This window comes from Pandoraea sp. ISTKB (assembly GCF_001721285.1).
Classification (GTDB): Bacteria; Pseudomonadota; Gammaproteobacteria; order Burkholderiales; family Burkholderiaceae; genus Pandoraea; species Pandoraea capi.
Genome location: NZ_MAOS01000034.1, coordinates 12,269 through 37,042 on the forward strand (window position 1 = coordinate 12,269; position 24,774 = coordinate 37,042).

Genomic DNA, 24,774 nt, shown 5'->3' on the forward strand with positions numbered 1-24,774 from the left:
CACGCCGTCTGCTGTTCCGACATGAAATTCCTAAGGTGCGATGGTACATTTCGGGTTCACGCTTTTTGATGAACAGGATGGGTTGTGAGCCATAACGCCGTGAGTGTGATGCCCGAAAGCCATACGCTTTTGGAGATCGTGAAGACGCAGACCGAAATCGCCAAACTCGGCCTGGACCTTGGGGGCGTGATGTCCTTCGTGACGGAGCGGGTTCAGGATCTGACGCAGGCCAACGGGGCAGTGGTCGAGCTGGCCGAAGGCGACGACATGGTGTACCGGGCGACGTCTGGCGTGGCGGCCAACCTGCTCGGCATGCGTTTGTCGCGTGACGGATCGCTCTCAGGGCAATGCGTGAAGACCGGTGAGATTCTCCGTTGCGACGACTCGGAAACCGACCCGCGTGTGGATCGCGACGCTTGCCGCAAGGTCGGTCTGCGCTCGATGATCGTCACGCCGCTCAAGCATCTGGACACGACCGTCGGCGTGCTCAAGGTTTTTGCGCCGACACCGTCCGCGTTTCCCGATGCCGATGTCCGCACGCTCGAACTCATGAGCGAACTCATCGCTGCAGCCATGTTTCATGCCGCACGATTCGAGACCAGCCAACTGTATCTGCAAGCCACGCACGATGCGCTCACGGGATTGCCCAACCGCGCGCTGTTCTACGACCGTCTGCGTCAGGCGGTTCATCTCGCGCTGCGTTCCTCGTCACGGCTCGGCATTCTGAACATCGATATGGACGGGCTCAAGCCCATCAACGACAAATTCGGCCATCGTGCCGGCGACGCCGCCATTCGTGCCGCCGCCGAGCGCATGAACGCCACGGCGCGACGTTCCGACACGATCGCGCGGGTGGGCGGCGACGAATTCGGCATGATCCTGTGCGGCATCCACTCGCGCGCCGACGCCGTGGCGCACAGCGAACGGCTCGCGCAGGAGGTCGGTGCACCGTTCGAGTTCGAGGGGAAGACGCTGGAACTGGGCGTGAGCGTCGGCATTGCGATGCTGCCGGACGACGGTACCGACATGACCGAACTGATGGACCATGCCGACGAGGCGATGTACGCCGTCAAACGTACGCGACCTGGTGTCCGGCGCTGAGTCGTTGACGCTTGCCTCAGACCTCGCGATCACGCTCATTGCGGTGTGATAGGTTCCAATTTCCGGTGTTTTGGCCGCTAGTTGCGTGTCGTTTAGGCCTTTTCCCATCAATTTGCGCTCCTGTGGCCCGTAGACTGCGTCGATTCTGATTTAGTCTACAGAGCGATGCCTTTTTCACGTCCGCCGTCTTCTGCTTCCTGCGCGTCTTCCGACCCTTCCGCCCCGTGTATCGACACCGTGCGGGACGACCCTGCGCAACGCTCAGCCAAGCAGGGCGCCTCTCCGTCTCTTTTGCCTCGTGCGTGGGTCTGGTTATGTCTTGCAGCACCGCTGCCCGCGCTGGCGGAGGGTGGCGCATTGCCGCTGCATTCGCGTCTGACGACGTCGTCGATGCAATCGGTCGCACCGCTGCCTGCTGCACTATCGCCGCTCCTCCCGACGGCCCACACCCGCCTGCAAGGGCGTCTGTGTGGTGAGTTCTCGCCCGTCGCATCTCTCCCGGTTTTCACCGCGCCGGGGCAGAGCGTATTGTTCCCGACCGCGAAACGCGCGACCGGCACGGCGCAATCGCGAACGTCCAAGTCGTTTGTCATGCCGGTCGAAGGGGCGCGCATGAGCTCGAACTTCGGGTCGCGTCGCCATCCCATCCGACGCGTGTCGCACCGCCACGACGGCATCGATTTTGCCGCGCCGAAGGGCACGCCAGTCGTGGCCGCGGCAGATGGCAAGGTGACATTCATTGGCGCCCAGCGCCGCGGCTTCGGCAATTACATCGTGATCGCGCACCGGTATGACAGCGAGACCCTCTATGCGCATTTGTCCGCCACGGCGCGCGATCTGCGCGTGGGCGATCTGGTCAAGGCGGGCGACCACATCGGTGCTGTGGGGCAGACCGGCATGGCGACCGGGCCGCATCTGCATTTCGAACTGCGGCGTAACGGCGATCCGGTCGATCCGAAGCCTTTGTTGACCCGGGGGACGATCAAGGCCATCGGCGGCGGCACGTCCGCGGGTCAGGCGTCGGGTAAGGACGATTGTCAGAGCGTCGCGCCGGCCGCGCCGGCATGGCAAGTCCACTGGCAACCCCACGGACCGGCAACGTCGATCGGCACGAGCGGGCGTGTCGGCGGCGCGCGCTGGAACTTCGCGCCGATGTGACGTCGTCGCTGCCCGACACCTCGTTTTCCTGCCTTCGGGAATAAAACGGCACGTGCACCGGTAATACGGGTAACGGCGCTTGCGACCTCTGTCATCCGGACGAGGCGGCGCCGACCCACCGTGTGGAGGTGTGCCATGCATTATCGGGATGGCGAGGAAGTCGGGAAGGCGAACGAAGGCGAAGCGTCATCGTCATCGCCATTGATATCGCGCCGTCGGGCGATGGCCTGTCTCGCATGGGCGGGCGCAGGCATTCTGTGGACGCTCGATGGCGGCGTGCCGCGCGGTGTGTCGCTGGGCGGTTCAGCGGCGTCGGCTGCCGAGACGGCGTCCAGCGATGTGTTGTCGTTCGTGCAGATCAGCGACAGTCACATCGGCTTCAACAAAGCGCCGAATCCCGATCCGGCCGCCACGCTTGCATCGGCCATCGAGCGCATTCGCAACGATGCCCGGCGTCCCGCTTTCATGCTGCACACCGGCGACGTCAGTCATCTCTCCCGGCCCGAGGAATTCGATATCGCGCAGCAGATCGTGAACGGTGCGGGTCTCGAGACCCGTTACGTGCCGGGCGAGCATGACGTCATCGGCGACGACGGACGCACCTTCTTCTCACGGTTTTCCCCCGATACCCAAGGCAAGGGCTGGTACAGCTTCGATCAGCGCGGCGTGCATTTCGTCGCGCTCGTGAACGTGCTGGGCCTCAAGGCGGGCGGCATGGGCTACCTTGGCGACACACAACTCGCCTGGCTCGCCGCCGATCTCAAGGGGCGCTCGCACAGCACGCCCGTCGTGGTGTTCACGCACATGCCGTTGTGGTCCGTCTATCCCGCATGGGGCTGGGGCACGGACGACGGTGAGCGTGCATTGGCGCTGTTGCGCCCGTTCGGTTCGGTGACGGTGCTCAACGGGCACATCCATCAAGTGCTGCAAAAGGTGGAGGGCAACGTGCGGTTGCAGACCGCCATGTCGACGGCATTCCCGCAACCGGCACCTGGCGAGGGCCCGGGGCCGGGGCCGTTGAAGGTCGAGACGTCGCAATTGCGGCAGACGCTGGGCATTCGACGCGTCGAATTCACCTCGCTCGACGGTGCGCCGCTGCTCGGCGACGCGACACTTGCCTCCTGATGACGGAGCCGTCTCATGAAATCCGATGATCTCGATACACAGGGTGCGCAGCGTCGCGCGTTGCTGGGGCGTGTGGCCGTCGCGGCGGCCGGCATGATCGTCTTCGGCGCGCCGTGGCGTGCGGGCGCTGCGCAGACGAACGCGGTGCACATCGACAACTTCACGTTCTCACCCGCGACACTCACGGTCAAAGCGGGCGAGACTGTCACGTGGACCAACCGCGACGACGAACCGCACACGGTCACGAGTGCCGCCACGCCGCGCGTGTTTGCGTCGGGCGCACTCGACACTGACGGCACTTACGCCTTTACCTTCGACAAGCCGGGAACGTACCCGTACTTCTGTGCGATCCACCCGCATATGACGGGCGTGATCGTCGTGAAATGATCGCCTTGCGGTGCAGATGTGATTCAATGCGCTCATCGACGTTGTTTCGCGTAGTCATGCAGCGTCGGTCCGACTCGTACGTTCACCCGGGCACTGCGCTGCCCTTATTCGGGAGATCCCGGTGACCGACGCTGATCCATCCGGCGCTGCGGCGTCAGGACGATTCGAAGCATTGGCCTTGCCGCATCTCGATGCGGCATACAACCTTGCGCGCTGGCTGTCGGGCAGTGCCAGCGATGCGGACGATATCGTGCAGGAGGCCTATCTGCGCGCATTGCGGTTCTTCGACGGCTTTCGCGGCGAGAACGCTCGCGCATGGCTGCTCGCGATCGTGCGCAATACGTGGCTGACCGAGTGGCGTCGCCGCTCCGATGCCGCCGACGGCACACCGTTCGACGAATCCACACATGGCTTGCATGGCGAAGGGCATTTACCCGGCTGGGACGATGCTGCGCCCGGCGATCCGGAGATGCTGGCGGTGCGTCGCGACGAGTGTGCGCTCGTGCGCGATGCGCTGGCCACGTTGCCGGTCGTGTATCGCGAAGTGCTGGTCTTGCGAGAGATGGAAGATATGAGCTACCGGGAGATCGAGACGATCGTGGGGGTGCCGGCGGGCACGGTCATGTCGCGTCTGGCGCGAGGCCGGCAGATGCTCGCCGCGGCCGTGCTTGCCGCGCGCGCCACGCGAGGCGGGCAAGAGACGCCAACGTCGGGAGACGCGAGGTCGACGTCTGCCCAGGTTACGCCGCTCGCTCGTCACACACGTCTGCCGCTCGACGGCACCCGCCGGGGAGGACGCGATGAATAAGCCCGACGATCCCAGAGATACTGCCGCGACGTCGTCCGACGATGCCGGATCGGCAACCGCCCGGAACGAGGACACGACGTTGGGCAAGATGCTGCGCGACGGTTCGCTGCATCACAAGGCGCCACAGGTGTTGCGCGAGCGTCTGCGTGACGAGTTGGCGCAAGCAGAACGTCGTGCGGCGGCAGCGCAGGACACGACGGCGTCATCGGCCGATGCGGTGTCCACGCCGAAGCCTGAACCGAAACCCGAACCCAAGCCATCGCATTCGTCGAATACGTCAAACGTGCCGAAGCCCTCCGGCAAGCCCGTCGACCTCGCATGGGGATCGAGCCTGGCGCCGTGGTTGTTCGGTGGCGCGGGCGGCGCGATCCTCGGTGGCCTTGCCGTGGCGATGGCGCTGCTCGTCGAGCGCCCGCCGGTCCCCGCGCCGACGCCCGATCCGCAAACGCCGACCGGGCTGCAACCGCAGGAAATCGTATCGAGTCACGTGCGCGCACTGTTGTCGCAGCATCCTATCGATGTCGTCTCGACCGATCAGCACACCGTCAAACCGTGGTTCAACGGACGTCTCGATTACGCGCCGCCGGTGGTCGATCTGTCGGCCAAGGGGTTCCCGCTGGCGGGCGGCAGGCTCGACTATGTCGGCCAGCGCACGGTGGCCGTTCTCATCTATCACACGGATAAACATCCGATCGATCTTTACGTGTATCCGGCACGTGACAAGGCGTCCGCCGCGCCCATGATCTCGGGCGCCGACGGCTATGCGATCGCGCGCTGGCGGCGAAACGGGATGACGTACTGGGCGATCACCGACGCAGAACCCTCGCACCTGCGTGTTTTTGTGGAGGCATTGCAGGCGGCGACCTGATATCGTGACGGCTATCGATCGACAGCCCCCGATGGAGCGATTCATGCCGCAAAACACGATGTCCCCCAGCACTGGCCCCACCAACCCGGCGTGGCAGGCGTCTCAGTATGTGAAGTTCGAAGACGAGCGCACGCGTCCCGTGCGTGATCTCGTGGCCGCCATTCCCGACCTTCCCGGGCGTGAGGCGACACGTGTCGTGGATATCGGTTGCGGTCCCGGCAATTCGACCGAAGTGCTGGCCGCGCGCTACGCGCAGGCACAGGTGTATGGTCTGGACAGTTCGCAGGACATGGTCGACGCGGCGCGCAAGCGTCTGCCGCAGTTTCATTTCGACGTTGCCGATATCGGGAAATGGAAAGACGGTCCGTTCGACGCGATTCTCGCGAACGCCGTGCTCCAATGGCTGCCCGATCACGAGACGTTGTATCCGCGTCTGATCGAGTGTCTGTCGCCGGGCGGATCGCTCGCCGTGCAGACACCCGACAACCTCGACGAGCCCGCGCACCAACTGATGCGCGAAGTCGCCGCCGATCCGCGTTGGGCCGATACGCTCAAGGGGACGGAGCGCACTGCGCGTCATGGCGCCACGTTCTATTACCCGATGCTGCGCGCGCTGTGCTCGCGCGTCGACATCTGGCGCACGACGTACTACCACCCGCTCGCAGGCGGCGCACCGGCGGTGGTCGAATGGTTCAAGGGAAGCGCGTTGCGTCCGTTCCTTGCGAAACTCGACGACGCTTCGCGCGAAGCCTTCCTGAATCGTTACACCGAGGAAATTGCGAAGGCTTATCCGGCGTTGGCCGACGGCACGGTGCTGCTGCCGTTCCCGCGACTCTTCGTCGTCGCGACCCGCTGAACACGCTGATCGAGCCAGCGCGCGGTGCAGGCTGCGCCGGCGACAGCGAGTAACATCGGCGCGAGGAAGTCCTGATTCACGTGCGTGAATTCCAGCGCCAGCACGACGGCCGTGATCGGCATGCGCATCGACACGGCAAGGAATGCGGTAGCCCCGATGAGGGCTGCCGCGCCGAGCGCCACGCTCATCTCCCATCCCTGCGGCAGCGCGCCGTTCCACACACCCGCCAGCACGACGGCGAGTAACGCGCCGTTGGCCAGCCCCGGCGTGAGCAATCCTCCGGCCGCACCGGCACGCAGACTGCTCCACGTGAAGGCAACGCGCAGCACGAGCAACACGAACGCCAGCGCCGTCACCAGCTCGCCGTTGAATGCGAGCGATGCCGGTCCTTTGCCGTTGCCCGGCAACTGCGGGTACCACGCGATGACCAGCCCCAACACCATGAAGTTGGCGAGTGCGAAGACCGGCGCGCGCCAGTCACGCGGTGCGTTGGCGCGTGCGCTCTCCGTCAGACGCGCATACGCCCAGGCCGCCACGCCGACGAGCGGGCCGCACACGAGCGACCAGCCGACCAGCGGTGCCGTCACGTCGAACGTGGGGATCGTGTACTGCTGTTCCGCGCCCATGCCGATCCATGCGACGGCGGCGGCAATTGCCGAGGTGGCGAACGCGGGCAGCACGGCACGCCAGGCGAAGGTGCCGAGCAACACTTCGAGCACGAAGATCGCGCCACCGAGCGGCACGTTGTACACGGCCGCCAGTCCGGCGCCCGCGCCGCAAGCGACCAGCAGGCGGCAGTGCTCCGTCGACAGCCCCGCGCGACGCGCGAGCTGGTCGGCCACCAGCGCACCGATCTCCCGGGGGGCGACTTCGCGTCCCAGCGGCGAGCCGAGCGCGACCGTCACGATTTGTAGCAAGGCATGCGCCAGCGTGCTGCCCACCGGCATGGGGCGGGCGCGGCCCACGGCTTCCTTGATGGAGACAAGCTTCGCGCCGTAGCGATGCACGGCGTACCAGCCGAGCCCGGCGACGACACCGCATAACGTCAACACGGCAAAACGGCGTTCGGCAGAGGCGGCTGTTACACCGGTCAGGAAACTCTGTGCACCGAAGACCTGATCCTGCGCGTAACCGAAGGCGAGATGCTGGACGATGTGGAGCAGGGCGGCGAGCAAGGTCCCGCCGATACCCGCACCCACGCCGGTGAGTATCGTGACGACGGCCAGCGTGACGAGCGGCGTCGCACGAACGTCGTCCGTACTCGTCGTCGCCGGTTCACGTCCGTTCGGTGCGGCAATCGCCGCGCGGGCTGGCGTGGTAATGGTGGGAAGGGTGTCTTGCGTGACCTGCGTGGTATTCATTTTGCTGCGTCCTGGTTGACGTCGGTGCTGACGTCCTGACCGGGTGGGTAAGGGAATACCCGGATTTTATGGCGCGTCGCAGCATAAGAGAAATGAATGTTTTGTTGTAATTTATGAGTATTTCGTATGTGTGTCGAGGGTAACGTCCGGACCCGCGACAGGCAGATGCAGTTCGGCGCGCAGGCCGCCGCCCGGGCGATTCGAGAGGATGAGCGAGCCGTCGTGCGCCTGTGCGATGGTGCGGGCGATGGCAAGGCCCAGACCGGCGCCGTCCGGTCCGGCGGCGAAAGCGCCCGGCGCCTGATTCGACGACTGCCGATGCACGCCCGCCCGGACGAAGGGCTCCACCGCAGCCGACAACTCTGCTTCCGGAATACCCGGGCCACGATCTTCCACGACGATTTCGAGGTGCGTGCCCTGCGCCGACAGATGTGCCGACAGACGGCATCCGCCTGCATAGCGCAGCGCATTGTCGACGAGATTCTGAACGCAGCGACGCAACGTTCGCGGATAGCCACGCACGGTGCCGCTCACGCTCTGCTCCCGCACGCGCACATCTCCGCCGGTCTCGCGTGCGTCTTCGGCCACGGCGTGCAGCAGGGCGTCGATATCGACGTCGCGCAGGGCCTCGCCGCTGGGCACACCACGCACGTGATCGAGCGACGCCGCGATCATCGCTTCCATCTCCATCAGGTCCTGACGAAAGCGCTCGCGCTGCACCGGATCGCTCAACGTTTCGGCGCGCAAGCGCAAGCGGGTGAGCGGTGAGCGCAGATCGTGCGAGACGGCAGCCAGGAACGCGGTGCGGGCCTGCATCGCTTCGATGAGGCGATGCTGCATGGCGTTGAACGTCTGCGCGGCGCGGCCCACTTCCACCGGCCCGCTCTCATCGAGCGGCGGGCTGTGAATGTCGCGCCCGAGCCGGTCGGCAGCCGCCGACATGCGGGCCAGTGGACGCAGCGCGATTCGCACGGCAATGACCGCAATCAGAATGACCGCGAAAATGCGCGCCAGATAGATGCGTACGAAGTAGTCGGCAAACGCGGCGCCGGGGCGCAGGTCCAGTCCCGCCTGACCGGCCACGACTGCCAGCGACAACCACTGCCCGTCTTGCAGGCGAACGTCGGCCGCGAGGTGTGCCGTCGGGGCATGTGCGCGCAGCAGGGTGGCGAGCGCCAGCGGTTCGCCGGTGTCGTCGTAAAGCACGACGGGATGGGCGACGAACGGATGCGCGGGGCCGAGTTGCGACGTCAGCACGCTGTCGAACAGATCGTCCGAGAAGTGCGACATGCTTTGTTCATGCGCGGGCGTGTCGATCTCGCGCACCTCCACACCGGTCGCACGCAGACGCTGCATGAGCGCAGCGCGCTCGGCCGGCGGGACGACATCGAACAGCTTCACGGCGTCGGCGATGCGGGCACCGCCCGAGCGCACCGGCACTTCCGCCACGCGGCCGTAGCGTGCGTCGAACCACACCGTGCCCGTGACGAGTTGCGTGGCGAGCATGCCGATCACGAGAATCAGCGCGAGCCGCCCGGAGAGGGTGCGGGGCCAGCCGAAATAGCGCCGCGCGTTGCGAAGGCAGCGGGCCGCGAACGACTGGCTGGCTTCCTGACGTGCGGACGTCGTGCGTGAGGCGTCAGACACTGGAGGCCACCACGTCGGCCGCGAGCATGTAGCCCTCGTTACGCACGGTGCGAATCAGCGGAGACGGGCGCGCGCGCGTATCGAGATGCGCGCGCAGACGGCTCACGCACACGTCGATGGCTCGGTCGTTTGCCGCGCCATGACGACCGAAGGCGCAATCGAGCAGGAAGTCTCGCGAGAGCGGGCGATGCGGGTGCATGACCAGCGCCTGCAATGTCCGGTAGTCGGAGCCGCCAAGCGTGATGACACGCCCCTCGGGCGAAATGAGCTGACGGGCGAGCGTGTCGAGACGCCAGCCGTCGAAATCGAAGAACGCGGCCTGCGACGGCAACGTGTGCGGGGCGATGGGCGGCGTCGACGTGAACGTGCGTCCGTGCGGCACGGGAGCGCTCGGCCCCCCTGGCGCCGACGATGCAGAAGGTGCGGGCGGCGCACTGGCCACCGTCGACGTCGCTCCGGCTTGTGCGCTACCCGGCGGCAGACGCGGGCCACGACGCAGCACCGCCTTCACGCGCGCGAGCAACTCGCGCGGATCGAATGGCTTGGGCAGGTAATCGTCCGCACCCACTTCGAGACCGACGATGCGGTCGAGCAAGGTGCTGCGCGAGGTGAGCATCACGACACAGACATCACCGCGCGCATGCAATTGACGGCACAGCGACAGCCCATCCTCGCCGGGCAGCATCAGGTCGAGCACGACCACATCGGCCGGACGTGCAGCCAACTGCGCCCACATCTGAACGCCATCGGCAGCCGTTGCGACATCGAAGCCCGACTCCCGCAAATAGTCCGAGAGGAGGTCGCGGATTTGCGGATCGTCGTCGACGATCAGCAGGCGGGCATGGGCGGGCGAAGTGGGCGAAGGGGGCGAAGAAGTCATCGATGAAGAGGACGAGGAGAACGAAGGGAATGAAGCGCCGGCCGACATCACGACGGCATTCCCAAGACCGGGAGTCTACCGGCGAGCACACGCGTTGCGCCCGTCGCCCATATACCGATACACGCCAATACAAACCAATACATACCGAAATTCCGTCAACACGAAGCCAACACAACGCAACGCTACATTCTAATAGAAATGAGAATGGTTCTTGATTCAATGTGGGATGTCATCGTTATGCTGAATTTCTTTTCGCGTCGCACCTCACTGGCTAACGTTGCCAGACAAGCGGCGTGCGTGGCAAGCGTCGTCGCGTCGGTGGCGCTGGGCGCGGTGATGCCGGCGCATGCCGGTGAAGTCGTCACCGACATGGCGGGCCGGCAAGTGACGTTGCCTGATCACGTCGACCGGATTCTGCTGGGTGAAGGGCGACTGCTGTATGCGGTGGCGTTGCTCGAAGGCAAGCAGCCGCTCAAACGCATTGTCGGCTGGCAGGGCGAGTTGCAGTCGCTCGACCCGCAGACGTGGCAGCAGTACGAGAAGGTCTTCCCGCAGATCGACACCATTCCGAAGATCGGTCAGTCCTCGGAAGCCACGGTCAGCGCCGAGAAGGCGCTCGCGCTCAAGCCGGATCTGGCGATCTTCAGCATCGGCGGACATGGCCCGGGACGTCACAATGCGCTCGTCAAGGAATTCGCCGCCGCCGGCGTGCCGGTGATCTTCGTCGACTTCCGTCAGAAGCCGCTCGAAGACACGGTGCCAAGCCTTCGTCTGATGGGGCGCGCGATGCATCGCGAAGCGCAGGCCGACGCTTACATCTCCCTCTATGAATCGCATCTGAAGGCCGTGCGCGACGCCGTGGCGACGATTCCGTCGAACCAGCGTCCGAAGGTGTTCGTGCAAATGCTCGCGGGCGTCTGGCCCGGATGCTGTCATACGGTCGGCAACGGCAACATCGGCGAATTCGTCGATGCGGCGGGCGGGGTGAACATCGCCCGCGACTTGCTGCCGGGCGTGATCGGCGATCTGAACATCGAGCACGTGATTGCGTCGCAACCGGACGTCTATATTGCGACCGGCACGCGCGGCAATGCCAACCAGTTGCGCATCCACGTCGGCGCGGAAACGTCGGCCAGCGACGCGCGTGCGTCGCTCGACGCCTTCGTGAAGTCGCCGGGCATTGCTTCGATCAAGGCGGTGCGCGAGGGACGCACGCACGGGTTGTGGCACAACTTCTACGACTCGCCGTACAACATCGTCGCCGTCGAAGCGATGCTGGGCTGGTTCTATCCGGGACGCTTCAAGCAGATCGACGCGAACGCCACGTTTACCGAGATTCACCAGCGCTTCCTCGCCGTGCCGTACAACGGAACGTACTGGACTGACGGAGACAAGCCGTGAGTCTTGCGGGAGAAATGTCTCATCCGCCGCAACCCTCGCAACCTTCATTGAGCGACCCCTCGGCCCGACTGGCTGAAGAAGACGTGTTGCATGCGGGGGTGGCGAGCGGCTATCGCCAGTTGAATCTGCGCCGTGCGGTATGGCTAATTGCGCTGGCGGCGCTCATCGTGTTGGCACTGGCGCTGGACTTCACGCACGGACCGTCGGCGCTTGGCTGGCGTGACCTGTGGCGCACGCTGGTGTCGCCGGGCACCGCGAGTCCCGATGCCCAGGTCATCGTCTGGCAGATCCGCCTGCCGTATGCGCTGATGGCGGTACTCGTCGGCGGCGCGCTCGGACTGGCCGGCGGCGAGATGCAGACGATCCTCGATAACCCGCTCGCCAGCCCCTATACGCTGGGTGTGTCGGCGGCAGCGGCGTTCGGCGCGGCGCTTGCCATCGTGCTGAATCTGCATGTGCCGGGCGTGCCCGATGTGTGGATCGTGCCCGTCAACGCCTTTATCTTCGCGCTCATCTCGGCGCTCGTGCTCGACGGCGTGGCGCGCTGGCGCGGTCTGCCGACCTCGGGCGTGGTGCTCATGGGCATTGCGCTGGTGTTCGTGTTTCACGCGCTCGTCTCGCTGATGCAGTTCGTGGCGACCGAAGACGCCTTGCAGGGACTCGTCTTCTGGACACTGGGCAGCCTCACGCGCAGCGACTGGACGCAGGTGCGGGTGCTCGGTGCCGTGCTCGCGATCATGGCGGTGTTCGCCTGGCGTCAATCGTGGGCGATGACGGCGCTGCGGCTCGGCGAAGACCGTGCGGCAAGCTTCGGCATCCGTGTCGCGCGGTTGCGTCTCGTCACGCTCATGCGCGTGTCGCTGCTGTCTGCGCTGACGGTGTCGTTCGTCGGCACCATCGGCTTCGTCGGGCTGGTTGCGCCGCACATCGCGCGGGGCATCTTCGGCGAAGACCATCGCTTCTATCTGCCGGGCTGTCTCATCGTGGGCGCGCTGGTCATGTCGCTCGCCTCGATTGCATCGAAGACGCTGTTGCCCGGCGTCATCATCCCGGTCGGGATCGTGACGGCACTCGTCGGCATTCCGTTCTTCCTGGTGATTGTCGTGCGCTCCAGCGGGAGGTCGCTGTGACGGTATCCGCTAACGCTGCGAAATTCCCGGCAACCCCGGCAAGCACACTTGCGCTAGGCGCGACGGGCATCGACGTGACGCTCGGGCGTCGCCACATTCTTCACGCGGTATCGCTGCCCACGCTGCCTGCCGGCACCGTGACGGCGCTGCTCGGTCCGAACGGTTCGGGCAAGTCGACCCTGTTGCGCACGCTCGCCGGACTCGTGTCGGGGCGCGGCGAAGTGACCTTCGGTCGCGAGACCCTGCATCGGTGTACCGGCCGCGTGCCGGCGCGTGATGTCGTCTATTTGCCGCAAGCGCTGCCCGCGGGCGTGCATCTGCGCGTACTCGAATCGGTGCTCGCTGCCGGGCATGGCGCGCGGCACGCATCGCGCGAGTCGGTCAGTGCGATGGCGCCCACGCCGGCCATCGTCATGGCGCTGCTCACCCAGTTGGGCATCGAAGCGCTCGCCATGCGTTTTCTCGACGAACTCTCCGGCGGTCAGCGTCAACTGGTCGGTCTGGCGCAGGCCCTGATCCGTGCGCCGCGCATTCTGCTGCTGGATGAACCGCTCTCTGCGCTCGATCTGCATCATCAGTTTCAGGTGATGCGTCTGATCGCGCGTGAGACGGTCGCGCGTCAGATGATCACCGTCGTGGTCATGCACGATCTCTCGATCGCCATGCGCCATGCCGATGCTGCCGTGATGTTGCGTGACGGTCGTGTGGTCGCGGCGGGCGGTGTCGACGAGGTCGTGACGGCTGACGCCATCGCGCGGGTATTCGACGTGCAGGCCCGGGTCGAGCGGTGCTCGCGCGGCTTGCCGCAACTGATCGTGGACGACGTCGTGACACCCGTCTAGACGTCGTTCGCTCTCCCGACGCGGCCCGCCGGTCCTCGTAGTTTCTGCACCGGCGCGCCCAGCCACATCGCCACGCCGGCCGCGTCGTTTTTCCTTGTTGTCCGAGTCAGTCCGAACGCTCCGGCGGTGTCGCGCACACCCCGGCGCGCGAGGACGCCTTTTGTCTGTTCATCTCATAACGCATAACACCAGATGAAGCACTTGAATTCGTTGGAAACCGACGCCTCGCTCGCGCCCTTCGCCGTGTCGCCGGGGGCGGCGTCCGGTGTGACGGACGTCACGACGGTCACGGCCGTCACCACAACCTCGGCAAGCTCACGCCACACCCGTCTGCGACTGAAGACTCGCGTGACGGTGGCCGCCGCGCTGGCGGCCGCATCGCTGCATGCGGCAGCGCAGACCGCGCCCGCGACGGCGGTGACGCCCGCGCCTGCACCCGGCAGTGCCGCGGCACCCGCGCAGGCCACGGCCGCATCGGCGGATGCCGTAGCATTACCGGCCACGTCGGTCACGGCTACGGTCGATGCACCGTACAAAGCCGAGACGGTGTCGTCGTCCAAATACACGGCACCGCTGCGCGATATCCCGCAGAGCATCACGGTGGTGCCGAAGAAGGTGCTCGAAGAGCAGAACGCCCAGTCGTTGCAGGACATTCTGAAGAACGTGCCGGGCATCACGTTCATGTCGGGCGAGGGCAATCTGGGCTGGGGCGATCTGTTCTCGATTCGCGGCTTCTCCGCAGAGCAGAGCATTACCATCGACGGCGTGCGCGATGCAGGGCTGTCGAGTCGCAACGATACCTTCGACCTCGATCGCGTCGAAGTGTACAAGGGCACCGGCACGATCGAATCGGGGGTGGCGGCCTTGGGCGGCTCGGTCAATCTCGTGTCCAAGGAAGCCGAGCTTGGCAGTTTCTACCGCTCGTCGTTCGGGCTGGGCAGCGACAACTACCGTCGCATGACGGCCGACCTCAATCAGCAACTCGGCGACTCCACGGCGCTGCGTCTGAATCTCATGTCGCATCACAACGGGGTGGCAGGGCGCGATGAGGTGAAGAACGATCGCTACGGTATTGCCGCGTCGCTCGGTCTCGGTCTGGGCACGAGCACGCGCGTGATCTTCGACGTCTTCCATCAGAAGGACAACAACGTACCCGACACGGGCCTGCCGATCCAGCGCGGCACGGGCGGTCAACTGATGCCGGGCGTGCAGCAGAGCAACTGGTACGGTGCGGCAGGCATCTACACGCAGCAGACCGAGAGCACGTCGCTGTCGGGGCGCGTCGAGCACGACTTCAACGACACCACCCGCATTCGCAGCCAGTTGCGCTGGCAGCAGACGGACAACTTCTCGGTGCTGTCGCCCGCGCGATTCTTTGCAGCGAATGCCAATGGCAGCAAGATTTGCACCGGTACTCGCTGTGCGACGCTCGGCTATACAGGCATCGGGCCGTTGTCGAACATCGGTGGGGTGAACTCGTACACCGACTACGGGCTGACGTCAGCGCCGTACGGCATTCTGCGTGGCAGCAACTTCGGCAATTCCACGCGCTATCAGATCCTCGATAACCAGACGGACCTGCGTTTCTCGGCGAACACGGGCCCGTTCAAGCACGACGTGGTGACCGGTTTCGAGCTGTATCGTGAAACCTACGGCGGCAACCCGCGCGCGGCCTACGTGCCGGCGGGCGACATGTTCTTCAACATGGCTAACCCATCGAATTCGTTCGCGGGCACCTGGTCGATGGAAGGCAATAACCAGTCCAGCTCGACGGTCAACGACGCGGCCATTTTTGCGAGCGACACGATCACGCTGTCGCCGCACTGGCAAGTATTGGCGTCGCTGCGCTATGACCGCTGGCGCGCGGAGACGAACGCACCGAGCGGCGCCTCGATCACGTCGAGCACGAATGGCGCGTGGAGCGGGCGTGCGGGTCTCGTCTACAAGCCGGTCGAGCCGGGCAGCATCTACGTTTCGTACAGCCGCGCCACGCAGCCGACCGCCATCGGCGCGAGCACGAACAACCTGATCTTCGGCACGGCGTCGACCGCCAAGTACGATCCGGCCACGTCGCAGACGTATGAGATGGGGACCAAGTGGGATCTCGCCGGTGGCGCGCTCGGCTTCACGGCTGCGATCTTCCGCACGGAACTCAGCAACTCGTGGCAGTACACGAGCGACGATACGTCGCCGGTGCGCGCGTTGCCCGCCAAGCGTGTCGACGGTGTCGAACTCGGCCTGCAAGGCAACATCACCGACAAGTGGTCGATCTTCGCCGGCGTCTCACGCATGAAGAGCCGCATCACCAAGGGCGCGAACGAAGGGGCAGAGGCCGCCAACGTGCCGGACTGGAGCGGTTCGATCTGGACGTCGTACAAGGTCACGCCGGACCTCGCACTGAGCTATGGCGTGCAGTACGTGGGGCACCGTCGTTACACCGACAACCTTTACGTCGGCGGTCAGAACAACAACAGCAGCAACGCGTCGGGCCCGTCGGGCGTGAACCCCATCTACACGCAGGACAACGAGAAGGCGCCGAGCTACTGGGTGCATAACATTGCGGCGCGCTACCGCGTGAACCGTCACGTGCACGTCAACCTGAACCTGAACAACGTGTTCAACAAGTTCTACTACGCGCAGATCGGCGCTTCGCTCGACGGTTTCCAGCTGTACGGCGTGCCGGGTGCGGGGCGTACGGTGACCGTCAGCGCGGACATCGCGTTCTGAGCGCGTTCCGAGTCTGAGGAGACAGCATCATGATGATCGAGATCCCCGCCGTCTTCAGCCCCGACGAAGCGCGAGCGCTGTGCGAGCAATTGCAGGCGCAGACGTGGGTCGACGGCAAGGCGACGGCAGGCATGCAGTCGGCGCAGGCCAAGGAAAACCGGCAACTGGCGGAGGACGACCCCTGGGGGCAGCGTCTGGGTGAGGAGATCCTGCGGCGTCTGTCGCAGGATGCCGTGTTCATGTCGGCGGCGTTGCCGCGGCGGATCTACCCGCCGCTCTTCAATCGATACGAAGGCGGTGAGGCGTTCGGCTATCACGTGGACAATGCGGTGCGGGGCATCAAGGGCGTGCGCGAGCGGGTGCGCACGGACTTGTCCGCCACGCTGTTCCTGTCGGACCCCGACAGCTACGACGGCGGCGAACTGGTGGTGCGCGACAGCTTCGGCGAGCGCGCCGTCAAGCTGCCGGCCGGTCACATGGTGCTGTATCCGGGCACGAGTGTGCACAAGGTCAATCCGGTCACGCGGGGCGTGCGGCTCGCGTCCTTCTTCTGGATCGAGAGCCTGATTCGCGACGATGCGCAACGCAGCGTGCTGTTCGACATGGATGTGGCAATTCAGCGTCTCACGCAGCACGGCGCGGACGATGCGTCGCTGGTGCAACTGACGGGGAGCTATCACAACCTGTTGCGCATGTGGGCGGACGTGTAAGACCGTCGGATATCCCAACGGTATCGGGCGGCGGACGGTCGTGCGTCGCCCGGTGTAAAGTGACGGCCATGGATGCCGTATTTCAGCCCCTTCAGCCGTTCCAGCCGTTCCGTAATGCCCCTTTGTACTGGCGCTCGTCGCTCGTTCCCGGGGGCGACATGCTCACGGCCGAATACAACGACCACACCTTCGCACCGCATTGGCACGATGCGTACACGTTCGCCTGCATCGTGGCGGGCGCCGAACGCTACGCCTATCGGGGTGGCGAGCATGTGGCCGATGCGGGTTCGGTCGCCATCATCCATCCCGGCGAGGTGCACACGGGCGCGCGCGAGACCGACTTCGGCTGGCGATATCGGGTGTTCTATCTGCCCGTCGGCTTCGTGCAAGGCGTGCATCGGCAACTCGCCAATCCGCTGGCCGGGCCGATCGCGGTGCCAACCGCGCATGACAGCATCAGCGATGCCATGCCGTGGTTCGGCGAGAACGTCATCTACGACGCTCAGGCAATGTACCGGCTGCTCGAGGCGCATCGACTGCTTCAGCTCGGCGCAGATCCACTACTGGCGGAAAGCGTGCTGATCGAGGCGGTGTCGATGATGCTGGTGCGGCATGCGCAGGCCCGGGTGCCAACCTTGGCGACGCATCGCGACGCGGTACGCGTCGAGACGATGAAGGCGCGCCTGTCCGCCGATCTCACCGAGTCGCTGTCGCTCACGGCGCTGGCCGAGGCGGTCGAGCTTTCTCCGTTCCACGCCGCACGTCTTTTCTCCCGCGAGACGGGGCTGGCGCCCCATGCCTGGCGCAATCAGTTGCGTCTGGTCCGTGCATTGCCCGCGTTGCGTGCGGGGGCATCGGCAACGGACGTCGCGCTGGCGCAAGGCTTCAACGATCTCTCGCACTTCACCCGGTACTTCCGCCGCGCGTTTGGCGTGTCGCCCGGGAAGTGGAGCGTCGGGCCGGGCGCCTAGTCTTCGCTTCGGTGCCGACGTCCTCGACAGGCGTGCTGGCTGCGGCATGCACCCATGCGAGGAAATCCCGTAACGGTTTGGACTTGTCGGCGTCGCGTGGCACAAGCGTGACGTAGGTTGCGCCGTCGACCTGAATGTCCGGGAACGGCATGGCGAGACGTCCGGCAGCGAGTTCGCGATTCAGTGTCGGCAGGCAGCCGATCCCCACGCCCAAACCATCCACGACCGCCTGCAAGCTCACGTGATAGTGATCGAAACGATGGAATCGCACGGGACGCAGTGCGGGCACACCCGCTGCACTCAGCCACTCCTCCCATGCGCCCACGCGTGTTTGCGTGGCGACGAAGTTGTGCTTCGCAAGGTCTTTCAAACGACGCAAAGGCGACGCCTCCAGCAATGAAGGGGCCGCGACGACGGTCGCGCGTTCGGTAAACAGCACCGTTCTCTCATACGGTTCCCACTCGGGACGGGGCGGCGGATCGCGGCGGAGGGCGACATCGAACCCGCCACGAAACGCCGCGTCGCCGCTGCTTGATGTGGTGACGACGACCTGCACGTCGGGTTGCGCGGCATGAAACGCCGGCAGACGGGCGATCAGCCAATGCATGGCGAGCGTGGTCTGGGCGTTGACGCGGACCACCCGCGTGCGCGGCGCCTTGCCGAAGCGCAGCGCGGCATCGCCGATGCGGTCGAACGCCGCGCTGATCTCGGCGGCGAATGCGCGCGCATGGTCCGTTGCGACGTTGCGCTGGCCCTGACGCACGAACAACGTCTGGCCGAGCCACGCTTCGAGCAGCGCGATCTGACGGCTCACGGCCCCGTGGGTGATCGACAGTTCCTGTGCGGCAGCGCTCAGGCTCTGCGCACGGGCGGCTGTCTCGAACACGCGTAACGCGTGTAGCGGCGGTAGCTGACGCGACATCCCGAATCCTCCTAATGCGACCTAATCGTCTATCTGCGACTTTTTATCACGGAAGGGCGACGATTTTATCGATAGTGTGAGCGATGATCATGCTTTATTGTGGCGGCTCTGACCCCACGTGCCAGTGAAGCGCGCGGGTTACCACGCGAAACGACGTGGCGAGAATAGACCAAGGGCAGTCGGCAGTAATCAGCAGCGAAACATCAGCAGCGAAAAACGGCGAGGCATGAATGCTGGAAGGATTTTTGGCGGGGCACGCGTGGGGCATGGCGATGATCGCCATTGTGGGGACGGCGGCCGGCGCGGTGAGTGGGGTGGTCGGCACGGGCTCGTCGATGATGCTGTTGCCGGTGCTGGTCTACACGTATGGCCCGAAACAGGCGGTGCCGATCATGGCGGTGGCTGCCGTCTTCGGCAACATCTCGAAGGTACTGGCGTGGTGGCGTGAGATCGACTGGCGTGCGGTCTGCGCCTACTCGGTGCCGGGTGCTCCGGCCGCGGCGCTCGGTGCGAAGACGTTATGGATTCTGCCGTCGACCGTCGTCGACATCACGCTGGGGCTGTTCTTCATCGCGATGGTGCCGACGCGCCACTACCTGCAACGGCGTCAGTGGCGGTTGTCGCTCTGGCAACTCGCTGTCGTGGGTGCCGTCATCGGGTTCCTCACCGGTATCGTGCTCTCGACCGGACCGCTCAGCGTTCCGGCGTTTGCGGCCTACGGCTTGTCGGGCGGCGCCTTCCTCGGCGCGGAATCGGCCAGTTCCGTCTTCATCTACGTGGCAAAAGTGCTGATGTTCTCCGGACTCGGCGCGTTACCTGCCGCCGCGTGGATCAACGGCCTGATCGTCGGCATGACCTTGATGCTCGGGACGATGCTCGGCAAGCGTTTTGTCCTCGGCATCTCGCCATCGGTGTTTCAGCGGCTGCTCGATACGATGCTGATCGTCTCCGGTGGGGTGATGCTGAGCGCGGCCTGGCAGTAGGGCGTGGCGAGTGGCATGACGTGCGGTTTGTCGTGGGCGCGTCAGCACGAGCGCGTTTCGCGTGCCTCGTCGAGAAGCCAGTGGGCAAACGCCTGCACCGGTCCCTGACTCAGCGCAATCGGCTCGGGCAGCACGAGGCAAAAGTGCTTCGATACGGCTTTGTCCTTCGGCCAGGGTGCGACTAATCGCCCTTGCTGAAGCTCTGCGTCAACGTACAGATGCGGCACCAGTGCGACGCCCAACCCGGCGAGCGCCGCTTCGATCAGCATGGAATGGAGATCGTAACGCGCGCCGACGGCGGAGTTGGACAGCGGAATGTCGACAGCCTCTGCGTAGGTTTGCCAGGCGTCCGGATGCTGCCGTCGATGAAGGCGAGGCAAGTTGTCCAGCGACGCCGGTTCACCGGCCCGCGCCAGCAGTGCCGGACTGCATACCGGAATCAGCACCTCTTCGAGCAGGTGATGCACATGCATGCCGGCCCATGCCGGATGATCGAAATGGATGGCGGCATCGAATCCGCTACCGGCCAGCAGAAAGGGTTCCATGCATTCTGCAATGTGCACCGTGATGTTCGGATGCAACTGCGTAAAGCGCCCGAGTCGCGGGATCAGCCAGCGCGTGGCGAACGTCGGCGTGGCAGCGATATCGATGCTGGCCCCCTCGACCGGCTGGCCCATCAGATACAGACTGTCTCGCTCCAGTCGATCCAGAATCTCGCCGACCTGCGCGGCATATCGCGTCCCGTTGGGTAACAGACGGACCCGATTGCCGATCCGCTCGAACAGCGTCACCCCCAGAAATTCCTCCAGTCGTCCGATCTGTCGGCTGATGGCACCTTCCGTACGGGCCAGTTCGTCGGCGGCTCGCGCGAAACTGCCGTGTCTGGCCGCCGCCTCGAACGCGAGAAGGGCGGAATGGCTCGGAATCTTGCGTCGCATGGAAATCGTCCCGCTGGGTGAGTGCATGACTTCAGCTTGATTAAATATCAATGAAGCCTGACGTTTAGTCGCTATGACCACGTAAAACGCAAGATTAGCATTACGTTCATGCAATGAGAACGCGCGATTCACCAACGAATGCGTGCCTTCCGGGAACGACGACACCTCATGATTTACACCGTGGAATGTAACTTCGCCGACGCGGCGAGCGAGGCGGAATGGAACGCCTTTTACAGCCTTGAAAAGCTGCCAGCCCTCATTTCCGTGACGGGTTTTCACACGTCGCAACGCTTCAGGGCGATCACTGACGGGTGTCCGGCTTACCTTGCCATCCATACCGTCTACGGACTGGATGTACTGACCGGCGACGAATATCGCCGCAAAGGCGGTGGCAATTTTGCGCGATGGCAGCAGCACATCACCGATTGGCACCGAAACCTGTACAGCGATATCGGTCCGGCCCCGGCGGTGCAGACGGGCGAGCGGCTGGCCCTGTGCTCGCTCGGCCCGGCGCCGTTGATCGACATGGGACTCAAGCCACTCGCCATGCATGCGGTGGCGCTCGACCGGTGTCCGGCATCTCGCTGGCTCGCGGTATTGCCGGCGCATGACGCAAGGCAGTTCGCGCATCCCCCGGAAGGCGTGGATCTCTATACGCCGATGGGCGACCAACTGACGAGCGCTCGCCGGCGTGCGCCGGAAGACAAGCGTGAACGAAACTGATCTCAGGAGCCCAATGGTGCCAACTCACACTTTCCCCAGCCAGCAAGTCGGCGACTTCACCGTCACGGCGATCAGCGACGGTTATCTCACCGCGAGTCTCGACTTTCTTTCGAACATCGACGCTTCCGAAGCTGCACGTATCCAGGGCGAGGCCGGGCAGCAGGCGCCGGCCGCCATCCACATCAACTGCTATGTCGTGCAAGGGGGCGGTCGCACGGTGCTCATCGACGGCGGCGCCGGTGGCATCAAGCAGTGGGGTGGTCATCTCAAGGGCAATCTGTTGCTCGCCGGAATTGAGCCTGCGGACATCGATACGGTGCTCCTCACGCATGCACATCCCGATCATGTCGGCGGACTGATGACGAAGGGTGAGGTCGCCTTTCCGAACGCGGCGCTGGTCGTCGACCGGCGCGAGGTGGCGTTCTGGGAGGACGACGCCAATCTGGCTCGCGCCAGCGAGCGGGCACAGGGCAACTTCCGGATCGCGCGACAGGTCTTCGACGGTTATCGCGAGCGGCTTCGCACGTTTGACGCCGGTGAGGTGCTTCCCGGCATCCGCGCGATGTCGTTGCCGGGGCACACCGAAGGGCATACGGGGTACCTCATCGAGTCTCGCGACGCTGGCTTGCTCGTCTGGGGCGATATCGTGCACTTCCCCCACATCCAGATCCAGCGCCCGGACGTGTCGATCGCCTTCGATCAGGACACATCGCTCGCCGCGGCCACGCGAACGAGGCTGCTCGACAGGGTCAGTGCAGACCGGCTGCTGATCGCCGGAATGCATCTGGGCGAACTCGGCTTCGCAAGCATCCGGCAACAGAAGGGCGCTTACCGCATCGAATACGAAGCCTGACCCGTGCGGTGACGACGTCTGCGCGTCAGGCGCGCGCCATGCGCCCGGCAACGATGTTCACGACCAGACCGGTAGCCATGGCTGCGCCGCCGACGATAAACAGCAGCGAGTAGTTGCCGGAAGTCGCCGCGAACAGGAACGACAGTCCGTAAGCCGCACCGGCCTGCAAGGTGGCGAAGCTGGTCGTCGCCGTGCTCCACGCGCCCTTTTGCGAGGCGGGATGGTGCGCCAGCAACTCGTTCACGCGACCGAGCACGAGCGGCACGATACCGGGCGTGAACGCCCCCATTACGAAGCTCGAGACGATCAGGGCGGGTAGTCCGAGCCCCAGCACGGGCAACACGACGGCGCACATTTGCGCAACGTAAGCGACTCGCAGGGCGCGTGCGAAGCCAATGCGGTCCGCGAGATGACCGACGAATATCGGGCCGACGATGGCGCCGAGGCCGTACAGCACCCAGTAATTCGCGCCGGCATCGAGGCCTTTGCCAAGACCCCGCGCGACGTAGTCGACGAGGAAGATCATGTGCGGCACCAATGCGACGGCGTTCAGCGCGTATTCGACGTAAAGCGAGCGCAGCGTGAGCGGTGCGACTGCACGGTGCTTCGGATGCGCCGTGGCGGTCGCGACCGGTGCGCCGTCGGGCCAGCCGCGCCACGCCACTGCCGTGAGCAGCAGCGAGAGCACACCCAGCCCGATCCATGTCTGTGCCAGCCCCTGACGCAACAGCAGCGGCACGAGCGTGCCCGAGGCCGCGATTCCGAGCCCCAGCCCGGCGAAGATTGCGCCGCTGACAATACCGCGTCGCGACGGCGCGACGTGGGCCAGCACCGAAGGCGCCGCCATGACCATCAGCACCCCGCCCGCGAATCCCGACGCAAAGCGCCACGCGAAGAACCACAGAAACGAGATGGGCCACGCGCAGGCGAAGAACGTCAGCGCGGCGAGCAGCATCATGGCGCGCAGCACGATGACGTTCGGCGCATGGCGCGCCAGCACCCGTGCGCCCAGCGCCCCGGCGAGATAACCCCCGAGGTTGGCGGCGCCGAGATAGGCTGCCGTTGCAGGCGCGAACCAGTGCGCGCCGATGATGGCCGGCAGCAGGGCGGTGTAGGCGAAGCGGGCAAAACCAATGCCGATGAGGCTGGCGCACGCGGCCGACAGCGTGGCGCGCCAGGCGTTGAAGGGGGCGGTCGTGGTGCCGCCGAGTACTGCATTGGACATGTTGACTCCGGGGACGCTGCGCCGTCCCCGGCTTTGGCCGGTACGGCGCGCAAAAGCGATGGAGCCAGTGTAGGTCGCGGCAACGGGCCGGAAAAAGGGCGTGCGCCGGAAGTCATTCTTCCGCGCCGCGTACGAATGACGACGGCTTGCGCTCGCGCGGACATGCCCTGCGTGCCGCGTGACCTCGCGCGTCGCTGTCAGGCCTTGCCCGCCGCGAGCTTGTGGACGCGCGAGAAATGCTTGCGCAGACGCGGCACGGCAAAGTCCACGAATGCGCGTACCTTGGGTACGGACAGTCGTCCCTGCGGGGTGATGATGTGCACCGGCATGGGGGGATGTTCGTAGTTCTGCAAGAGGATCGTCAACGTACCGTCTTCCAGTTCCTTGACGATGTGGTACGTCAGCATGCGTGCCACGCCGTGTCCCGCGACCACGGAGGCGATCGCGGCACGAATCGAGTTGACGATCAGCCGTGGCGTGAACTGAACGATCTGCGGCACGGCGCTGCGACCCGTGGGCGGAAAACGCCAGGAGTCGATGCCGAAATACGTCATGGAGACGATGCGATGCTTCGACAGGTCGGCGGGCGTCTCGATGGGCGGGTGCGTGGCGAGATATTCCGGTGAGGCAGCGATGATGCGGCGCACTTCACCGACCTGTGTCGCCACCAGCGACGAGTCCGGCAGATGCGCGACGCGCACCGCCACGTCGACCCCTTCGTCGATCAGGTTGACTGGCAGATCGCTCAGTTGCAGGCGCACGACCACGTCGGGGTAGCGCTCGATGAAGGCGTCGGCGATCTCGCGCATGAAGGTTTCGCCGGCGGCGAGCGGCACGGAGACCGTCAATTGACCGCGTGGGTCGGACCGCTCTCCGGCGGCGATGACATCGGCTTCGTCGAGATCGAGCAGAATGCGCCGGCAGGCGGCGGCATAGCGCTCGCCGGCGGCGCTGAGCCGGAGCGTTCGCGTGGTGCGATGAAGCAGGGCGGTGCCGGTGTGGGTTTCCAGGTAGGCGATGGCACGGCTCACGGCGGCGGCCGAGCGTCCGAGACGCCGGGCGGCGCCGGCGAGGCTGCCTTCGTCGACGATGGCGACGAAGACCTTCATGGCGTCGATTCGGTCCATGAGCGAGAACGGGATGAGACGTCTGGAAGAC

23 protein-coding genes are annotated in these 24,774 nt (G+C 65.2%); 16 read left to right on the forward strand and 7 right to left on the reverse strand.

Going from position 1 to position 24,774, the window contains the following annotated elements:
- Nucleotides 1-108 precede the first annotated feature (108 nt).
- The 7 genes from A9762_RS12705 to tam all read left to right on the forward strand — a co-directional run bounded on the left by A9762_RS12705 (nt 109) and on the right by tam (nt 6,303).
- Nucleotides 109-1,101, forward strand: coding sequence for a sensor domain-containing diguanylate cyclase (locus A9762_RS12705; RefSeq protein WP_069342380.1), 993 nt, complete (start codon nt 109-111; stop codon nt 1,099-1,101).
- Between the two features lie 237 nt (nt 1,102-1,338).
- Nucleotides 1,339-2,259, forward strand: coding sequence for a M23 family metallopeptidase (locus A9762_RS12710; RefSeq protein ID WP_170836231.1), 921 nt, complete (start codon nt 1,339-1,341; stop codon nt 2,257-2,259).
- A gap of 135 nt (nt 2,260-2,394) precedes the next feature.
- On the forward strand, nt 2,395-3,384 hold the full coding sequence (locus A9762_RS12715; RefSeq protein WP_069342382.1) for a metallophosphoesterase: 990 nt from the start codon (nt 2,395-2,397) through the stop codon (nt 3,382-3,384).
- A gap of 15 nt (nt 3,385-3,399) precedes the next feature.
- Nucleotides 3,400-3,771: a cupredoxin family copper-binding protein gene (locus tag A9762_RS12720; RefSeq protein WP_069342383.1), complete on the forward strand. Its 372-nt coding sequence runs from the start codon at nt 3,400-3,402 to the stop codon at nt 3,769-3,771.
- A gap of 115 nt (nt 3,772-3,886) precedes the next feature.
- A complete protein-coding gene (locus tag A9762_RS12725; RefSeq protein ID WP_371442896.1) occupies nt 3,887-4,579 on the forward strand; it encodes an RNA polymerase sigma factor in 693 nt (230 codons plus the stop codon).
- Entirely contained in the window at nt 4,572-5,447 is an 876-nt protein-coding gene (locus tag A9762_RS12730) for an anti-sigma factor (protein WP_240493538.1), read from the forward strand. The genes A9762_RS12725 and A9762_RS12730 overlap by 8 nt, the downstream gene beginning before the upstream one ends.
- Before the next feature lie 43 nt (nt 5,448-5,490).
- Nucleotides 5,491-6,303: a trans-aconitate 2-methyltransferase gene (tam, locus tag A9762_RS12735; RefSeq protein WP_240493539.1), complete on the forward strand. Its 813-nt coding sequence runs from the start codon at nt 5,491-5,493 to the stop codon at nt 6,301-6,303.
- On the opposite strand, the gene A9762_RS12740 is transcribed toward tam, so the two are convergent.
- The 3 genes from A9762_RS12740 to A9762_RS28115 all read right to left on the reverse strand — a co-directional run bounded on the left by A9762_RS12740 (nt 6,234) and on the right by A9762_RS28115 (nt 10,191).
- A complete protein-coding gene (locus A9762_RS12740) occupies nt 6,234-7,664 on the reverse strand; it encodes a chloride channel protein (RefSeq protein ID WP_083253874.1) in 1,431 nt (476 codons plus the stop codon). The genes tam and A9762_RS12740 overlap by 70 nt on opposite strands.
- A gap of 111 nt (nt 7,665-7,775) precedes the next feature.
- Entirely contained in the window at nt 7,776-9,311 is a 1,536-nt protein-coding gene (locus A9762_RS12745; RefSeq protein WP_083253875.1) for an ATP-binding protein, read from the reverse strand.
- Nucleotides 9,304-10,191, reverse strand: coding sequence for a response regulator (locus A9762_RS28115; RefSeq protein WP_240493540.1), 888 nt, complete (start codon nt 10,189-10,191; stop codon nt 9,304-9,306). Before A9762_RS28115 ends, A9762_RS12745 begins: the two co-directional genes overlap by 8 nt.
- 237 nt (nt 10,192-10,428) lie before the next feature.
- On the opposite strand from A9762_RS28115, the gene A9762_RS12755 reads away from it, so the two are divergent.
- From A9762_RS12755 to A9762_RS12780, 6 genes are all read left to right on the forward strand, one after another.
- Complete coding sequence (locus A9762_RS12755; RefSeq protein WP_069342386.1) at nt 10,429-11,592, forward strand: ABC transporter substrate-binding protein; 1,164 nt, start codon at nt 10,429-10,431, stop codon at nt 11,590-11,592.
- 14 nt (nt 11,593-11,606) lie between these two features.
- On the forward strand, nt 11,607-12,722 hold the full coding sequence (locus tag A9762_RS12760) for an iron ABC transporter permease (protein ID WP_083253876.1): 1,116 nt from the start codon (nt 11,607-11,609) through the stop codon (nt 12,720-12,722).
- Nucleotides 12,719-13,564, forward strand: a complete 846-nt coding sequence (locus tag A9762_RS12765) for an ABC transporter ATP-binding protein (RefSeq protein ID WP_206093577.1) — start codon at nt 12,719-12,721, stop codon at nt 13,562-13,564. The genes A9762_RS12760 and A9762_RS12765 overlap by 4 nt, the downstream gene beginning before the upstream one ends.
- Before the next feature lie 192 nt (nt 13,565-13,756).
- Nucleotides 13,757-16,291 carry a TonB-dependent siderophore receptor gene (locus A9762_RS12770; RefSeq protein WP_083253877.1) on the forward strand — a complete coding sequence of 845 codons (2,535 nt, stop codon included), beginning with the start codon at nt 13,757-13,759 and terminating at the stop codon, nt 16,289-16,291.
- 29 nt (nt 16,292-16,320) lie between these two features.
- A complete protein-coding gene (locus A9762_RS12775) occupies nt 16,321-17,001 on the forward strand; it encodes a Fe2+-dependent dioxygenase (RefSeq protein ID WP_069342388.1) in 681 nt (226 codons plus the stop codon).
- A 68-nt stretch (nt 17,002-17,069) separates the two neighbouring features.
- Complete coding sequence (locus A9762_RS12780; RefSeq protein WP_069342389.1) at nt 17,070-17,972, forward strand: AraC family transcriptional regulator; 903 nt, start codon at nt 17,070-17,072, stop codon at nt 17,970-17,972.
- On the opposite strand, the gene A9762_RS12785 is transcribed toward A9762_RS12780, so the two are convergent.
- The gene (locus A9762_RS12785; RefSeq protein ID WP_069342390.1) at nt 17,905-18,894 is read right to left on the reverse strand and encodes a LysR substrate-binding domain-containing protein; all 990 of its coding nucleotides are present in this window, start codon (nt 18,892-18,894) and stop codon (nt 17,905-17,907) included. The genes A9762_RS12780 and A9762_RS12785 overlap by 68 nt on opposite strands.
- A 230-nt stretch (nt 18,895-19,124) precedes the next feature.
- Here A9762_RS12785 and A9762_RS12790 point away from each other — a divergent pair, with 230 nt between their 5' ends.
- Nucleotides 19,125-19,877, forward strand: coding sequence for a sulfite exporter TauE/SafE family protein (locus A9762_RS12790; RefSeq protein ID WP_240493541.1), 753 nt, complete (start codon nt 19,125-19,127; stop codon nt 19,875-19,877).
- Between the two features lie 41 nt (nt 19,878-19,918).
- Here the strand turns inward: A9762_RS12790 and A9762_RS12795 are convergent, their stop codons facing one another.
- The gene (locus A9762_RS12795) at nt 19,919-20,815 is read right to left on the reverse strand and encodes a LysR substrate-binding domain-containing protein (protein ID WP_069342392.1); all 897 of its coding nucleotides are present in this window, start codon (nt 20,813-20,815) and stop codon (nt 19,919-19,921) included.
- A 168-nt stretch (nt 20,816-20,983) separates the two neighbouring features.
- Here A9762_RS12795 and A9762_RS12800 point away from each other — a divergent pair, with 168 nt between their 5' ends.
- Both A9762_RS12800 and A9762_RS12805 read left to right on the forward strand, forming a co-directional pair.
- Nucleotides 20,984-21,538: a sugar ABC transporter gene (locus tag A9762_RS12800; RefSeq protein WP_069342393.1), complete on the forward strand. Its 555-nt coding sequence runs from the start codon at nt 20,984-20,986 to the stop codon at nt 21,536-21,538.
- A 16-nt stretch (nt 21,539-21,554) separates the two neighbouring features.
- On the forward strand, nt 21,555-22,391 hold the full coding sequence (locus A9762_RS12805) for an MBL fold metallo-hydrolase (RefSeq protein WP_139133202.1): 837 nt from the start codon (nt 21,555-21,557) through the stop codon (nt 22,389-22,391).
- Between the two features lie 25 nt (nt 22,392-22,416).
- Here A9762_RS12805 and A9762_RS12810 read toward each other — a convergent pair whose 3' ends face one another.
- The gene (locus tag A9762_RS12810) at nt 22,417-23,616 is read right to left on the reverse strand and encodes a YbfB/YjiJ family MFS transporter (protein WP_069342395.1); all 1,200 of its coding nucleotides are present in this window, start codon (nt 23,614-23,616) and stop codon (nt 22,417-22,419) included.
- A gap of 197 nt (nt 23,617-23,813) precedes the next feature.
- A complete protein-coding gene (locus A9762_RS12815) occupies nt 23,814-24,743 on the reverse strand; it encodes a LysR family transcriptional regulator (RefSeq protein ID WP_069342396.1) in 930 nt (309 codons plus the stop codon).
- Between the last annotated feature and the right edge of the window lie 31 nt (nt 24,744-24,774).